The following is a 4,833-nucleotide window of genomic DNA, read 5'->3' as shown; positions in this document are numbered from 1 at the left end:
AACCGGCATCTGGCTCAGACAAACCAATACAAAACGCCGCTTCGCCGCGACAAATCGCTGGCAGGTATTTGGCTTTTTGTGCCTCGGTACCCAAGCGCATAATCAGCGGCCCGCTCTGGCGGTCCGCCACCCAGTGGGCGCCAACTGGCGCGCCCGCTGCGAGCAGCTCTTCCAGCACCACATAACGCTCCATGGCGCTGCGCTCGTGGCCGCCGTATTGCTTTGGCCAAGTCATACCAATCCAGCCGCGCTCGCCCAGTTTGCGGCTCAATTCGCGATCAAAGCCCGTCCAGGAATGGCCTATTTGCCAGCCATTCCACTGTCTGGCTTCCTCTTGCACAAAGGCTCTTACCTCGGCGCGCAGGGCCACGGTTTCTGGCGGTAATTCAAAAGGGGTAAAACGATACGCTGCGCTCATATAGCCCCCTGCGCTTGCAGGGCTTTGATTTGCGCTTCGTCAAAGCCCAACCACGAGGACAGAATCTGTTCGTTGTGCTCGCCCAATAGTGGCGGCGCCTGACGATAGGTCACCGGCGACGCTGAAAAGCGCATAGGGCTAGCGGCGCTGCGAATGGTGCCGTTAGTGGGATGCTCTTGACTGACAATCAATTCACGGGCCAGCACTTGGGGGTCTTTTTCAAGATCGGCCATTTCATTAATGCCGCCACAGGACACCGTACCGGCATTGAGAATTTCTACCCACTCGGCCTTGGTTTTGCCTTTTAACGCCTCGGTGACGAGGGCTTTCAGTTCTTCACGGTTGGCAACCCGCGCACCCATGCTGCAGAAGCGGGGGTCGGTGGCCCAATCGGCATGACCAAGTACCGCCGACAAACGCACAAATTCACGGTCGTTGAAGGTGGCAATCAAAATAAAGCCATCGTCTACCGGGAATACGCCATAAGGCGCGGCGCTGGGGTGATCGTTGCCGGTGCGGCCCAATGCCGTGCCGCCGTTAAACCAGCCAGAAAAGGTATTGAGCATCGCTGATAATTGCGAATCGAATAGTGACACATCAATGTATTGGCCCTCGCCACTCACATTGCGGTAATTGAGCGCCGCCAATACCGAGATCGCCGCGTACAAGCCCGCGCAAATATCAGCAATGGGTACGCCAACCCGCATTGGCCCGTCGCCTGGCTCGCCGTCGTGATGACCAGTTACCGACATCAGTCCCGCCATGGCCTGAACCAAGTAGTCATAGCCCGAGCGGCCAGCATAGGGGCCGGTTTGGCCAAAACCCGTCACCGAGCAGTAAATCAATTTGGGGTTAATGGCTTTAAGTTCTTCATAACCCAAGCCGTAGCGCGCCAAAGTGCCGCTGCGGTAGTTTTCCACCAGCACATCAGCATTGGCCACCAATTGGCGAATTAAATCGGCACCGGCTTCGGTGGCAAAATCCACCGAAATTGAGCTTTTATTGCGATTCACCGATTGGTAATAGGTAGAGTCTTGGCCTTGGCGGCCAAGCTCATTGTCCATCCACGGCGGGCCAACGCGACGGCAGTCATCGCCCTCACCTTTGCGTTCAATCTTGACGACTTCAGCGCCAAGATCTCCCAAAATTTGGCCTGCGTAAGGACCTGCAACAACCCGAGTCATATCAAGTACGCGGATACCACTAAGTGCGCCCTTATTTAACATCTTCATACTCCTTTGCTGCCGATCACTGTGTCGGCATCCAGATCAGGCCTGCAGGCCGAGAACAGTTTTGGCGAGAATATCTCGCTGTATTTCATTGGCACCGGCAAATATGGTCACTGGACGCGCCATCATTAATTGCCAATATAAATCTGCCTGCATATCCGCAGTTGAATCGCCGCCAATCGCGACATCGCCCACCACTGCGCCATACTCAGCACCAACCTCAACATTGAATTCCGTCAGGCGATGCAGCAACTCGGAGGCGTAAACCTTGAGCATCGACACCTCTGGCCCCGGCGCTTTGCCACTGTCGGCAATAGCGTCGCAGGTGCGGGAATAAAGTAAACGGTAGTCGTGGAGATCGGCTTGCAACTGCGCCAATTCATCCATTACCCCCCGGTCGTCTTCCAGCCCTAATTGCTGCACCAGATGCTCGCCAAGGGCGAGAGCTTTGCCAGCCAGTGCTGGGCTGCCAATCCACACCCGCTCGTAACCGAGCAGTGCTTTGGCAACGGCCCAGCCCTGATGTAATTCGCCGACTAAATTCGCTTTTGGTACACGGACATTTTCAAAGAAGACTTCGCAGAATTCGTCTTCGCCCGCCAAATTAATAATTGGCCGAATTGAGATGCCAGGGGTGTCGAGATCAATCAGCAAAAAGCTGATGCCCTGTTGTTTCTTTTCAAACTTACCGGTGCGCACCAAGGTAAAAATATGGGTGGAGTCATTGGCATGGGTAGTCCAAATTTTTTGGCCATTCACCACAAACTCGTCGCCATCTAATTCGGCGCTGGTGCGCAAGCTCGCCAGATCCGAACCGGCATTGGGTTCGGAATAACCCTGACACCACACATGCTCGCAGTTAAGTATGCGCGGCAGGTAATGCTCGCTCTGCTCAGGGCTGCCCATTTTAATAATGGTGGGGCCGAGTTGGGTTTCGCCCAGATCGATAATGCGCGCCACCCCCGCGTGTTCCAGCTCTTCGTGATAAATCAGCTGTTTGCGAAACGACAATCCCATACCGCCGCTTTCCCGAGGCCATGCCGGTGCGCGCCAGCCGTGTGCCTGCAAGGTACGCAGCCAGTCATTGGCGGGTTCGCCGCGCAGACGCCGAAACGGCCGGTGAAAATCTTGCTTCAGTTCTGCGGGATAGTGCTCTGCCAAAAATGCGCGAAATTCAGCGCGAAAATCGGCATCATCCATTTCATCGCGATTTACATTTAAGCTATTCATGCCAAGGCCTCCGCTGTGCGTGCCGATTGAAACGCGCGGCGCATGCTTTTAGCGCTGCCCAGCCAATTACCGTATTGCAAAGCCAAGCGCAGGTATTCACCCACCGAGCACTCCTCGGTAAAGCCCATCGCGCCGTGCAACTGCACAGCCTGACGGCAAACATCTTGGGCGACATCACTGGCACGGGCCTTGGCGGCGCTTAAGCTTGCCGCATCGCCAGACTCGGCGGCGACACGCCATACCGCCTCAGTGAGCTCGATGTGAATATGCATATCTACACAGCGGTGGGACACACTCTGAAAGCTCGATAATTTACGACCAAACTGCTGGCGCTGATTAAGATAATCCACCGTGTCGCGCAAACAGGCGCGGGACAAACCGCTGAGGAAGGCACTGGCCAGCAAGCGTCCCGCCGCTAGCGCCGAGGCCAAAGCCTGCTCTGCAGCTGGACCAGCCAATAATGGCGCGCAGGCAACCTTGTCGAAACTGAGCTGACAAAAACTCCCTGACGCGGTGGCGCTGCGCTGAGCGGTGATGCCGTCGGCATCGCTGTTTACCAAAACGATGGCAGGGCCATTAACGCTGCTAACACACACCAGCAATTGGCTGCCTGGCTCGACCGCCGCAACAAAACTTTTTTGACCGCTGATTTGTCCGTCGCTCAAGACGCACGCCGCAAAGGCCGCATCGCTGCCAGCGCGATCTTGCCACGCTAGGCTGAACAAAGTTTCACCGCTGATAAGTTCTGCGGCCAAGGCCTCGTTATCTGCCGCCGCCAATATTTGCGCAGGCATAATCGCCGCCTCGATATACGGCACCGGAAAACGATAGCGGCCCATAACTTCGGCCAGCTCAGCCGCCGCCGCTACCGGCAATGCTAAGCCGCCCTGTGACTCAGGCAATAACAGCCCCAACCAGCCCAACTCGGCCATGGCAGTCCACAGTTCGCGATTGAGCGGGCGCGGCACAGCAATTTCAGTTTTAGCGCCAGGCGAGGCCTGAAAATCAGCCAAAAAGCCCTCGGCGCTATCGCGTAACATCGCGATAAATTCGTCCATTTCCTGCATTTCAAATACCTTACATTGCGATGGTGAAGCCACCGTTCACAGACAAAATCTGACCGGTGATGTAAGACGCAGCGTCAGACAATAAGAAACACACTGGCTTGGCCACTTCTTCTGGTGAGGACCAACGGCCCAAAGGAATCTGAGCAAGATAATTGTCAGCAAAACGCTCGTCGTTACGCACAGTTTCGGTCATGGCGGTGGCAACCACGCCAAAGCACACCGCATTGCAGCGAATATTGAATTTGGCCCATTCCCGTGCGGCGGTCATGGTCGCGCCGAAAATACCGGCCTTGGCAGACGCGTAGTTGATTTGACCTAGGCTGCCGCGACGGCCGGCGTCAGACGCGATATTCACAATGGCGCCAGGCTCTTTATTGCCCGCTTTGGCCTCGGCCAACATATGCCGACCGACCGCCTGCATGAAGTACACTGAACCACTCAAATTAACGTCGATGACTGACTGCCATGCTTCAATCGACATTTTGTCGATCATCGCTGGGCGGGTAATACCGGCGTTATTAATCAGGCCATTTAAGGAACCAAAATGCTCAACCGTGCGGCTCACCGCCTCTGCCGCAAAATTCACGTCTGTAACGCTGCCGGGCAGGGCCAAAAAGCCCTCACCTAGATCGCTAGCCACGCCATTTAAGGTATCGGCATTCATATCGACACCTGCCACTTTGGCGCCTAGATCGAGTAATTGACGGCTCAAGGCCAAGCCAATCCCCTGGCCTGCGCCGGTTACCATAATGACACGGCCTTCCATCAACATTGGGTTGTTCATATTCTTCTCCATTGCTAAGTATTTGGGTGGGTTTGGCCCCGCCAAACGACCACCATAAATTGGCGAACCGGCTTAGGCCGGATCAAATACGATATAGGGCGGCTC

General features: G+C 55.6%; 5 protein-coding genes. All 5 read right to left on the bottom strand.

Translation table 11 applies throughout. The features are described from left to right. A partial coding sequence (locus AB4876_RS18990; protein ID WP_368383262.1) for an acyl-CoA dehydrogenase family protein occupies positions 1-418 on the bottom strand: 418 nt, incomplete at its 3' end. After that, a complete protein-coding gene (locus tag AB4876_RS18985; RefSeq protein WP_368383261.1) occupies positions 415-1,644 on the bottom strand; it encodes a CaiB/BaiF CoA transferase family protein in 1,230 nt (409 codons plus the stop codon). The genes AB4876_RS18990 and AB4876_RS18985, both read right to left, overlap by 4 nt. A gap of 42 nt (positions 1,645-1,686) precedes the next feature. Continuing rightward, on the bottom strand, positions 1,687-2,877 hold the full coding sequence (locus AB4876_RS18980; RefSeq protein WP_368383260.1) for an acyl-CoA dehydrogenase family protein: 1,191 nt from the start codon (positions 2,875-2,877) through the stop codon (positions 1,687-1,689). Further along, positions 2,874-3,944 carry an acyl-CoA dehydrogenase family protein gene (locus AB4876_RS18975; RefSeq protein WP_368383259.1) on the bottom strand — a complete coding sequence of 357 codons (1,071 nt, stop codon included), beginning with the start codon at positions 3,942-3,944 and terminating at the stop codon, positions 2,874-2,876. The genes AB4876_RS18980 and AB4876_RS18975 overlap by 4 nt, the downstream gene beginning before the upstream one ends. A gap of 10 nt (positions 3,945-3,954) precedes the next feature. Further along, positions 3,955-4,728 carry an SDR family NAD(P)-dependent oxidoreductase gene (locus AB4876_RS18970; RefSeq protein ID WP_368383258.1) on the bottom strand — a complete coding sequence of 258 codons (774 nt, stop codon included), beginning with the start codon at positions 4,726-4,728 and terminating at the stop codon, positions 3,955-3,957. Between the last annotated feature and the right edge of the window lie 105 nt (positions 4,729-4,833).

The organism is Zhongshania guokunii (assembly GCF_040892635.1).
GTDB lineage: Bacteria > Pseudomonadota > Gammaproteobacteria > Pseudomonadales > Spongiibacteraceae > Spongiibacter > Spongiibacter guokunii.
The sequence above is the reverse complement of the archived record's forward strand: the minus strand, read 5'-3'. Positions and strand labels throughout refer to the sequence as shown.

What these genes read in the sequence shown, in the direction of transcription:
- AB4876_RS18980 (WP_368383260.1), bottom strand. Translation starts at nt 2,877, where the DNA reads ATGAATAGCTTAAATGTAAATCGCGATGAAATGGATGATGCCGATTTT.
- AB4876_RS18970 (WP_368383258.1), bottom strand. Translation starts at nt 4,728, where the DNA reads ATGAACAACCCAATGTTGATGGAAGGCCGTGTCATTATGGTAACCGGC.
- AB4876_RS18985 (WP_368383261.1), bottom strand. Translation starts at nt 1,644, where the DNA reads ATGTTAAATAAGGGCGCACTTAGTGGTATCCGCGTACTTGATATGACT.
- AB4876_RS18975 (WP_368383259.1), bottom strand. Translation starts at nt 3,944, where the DNA reads ATGCAGGAAATGGACGAATTTATCGCGATGTTACGCGATAGCGCCGAG.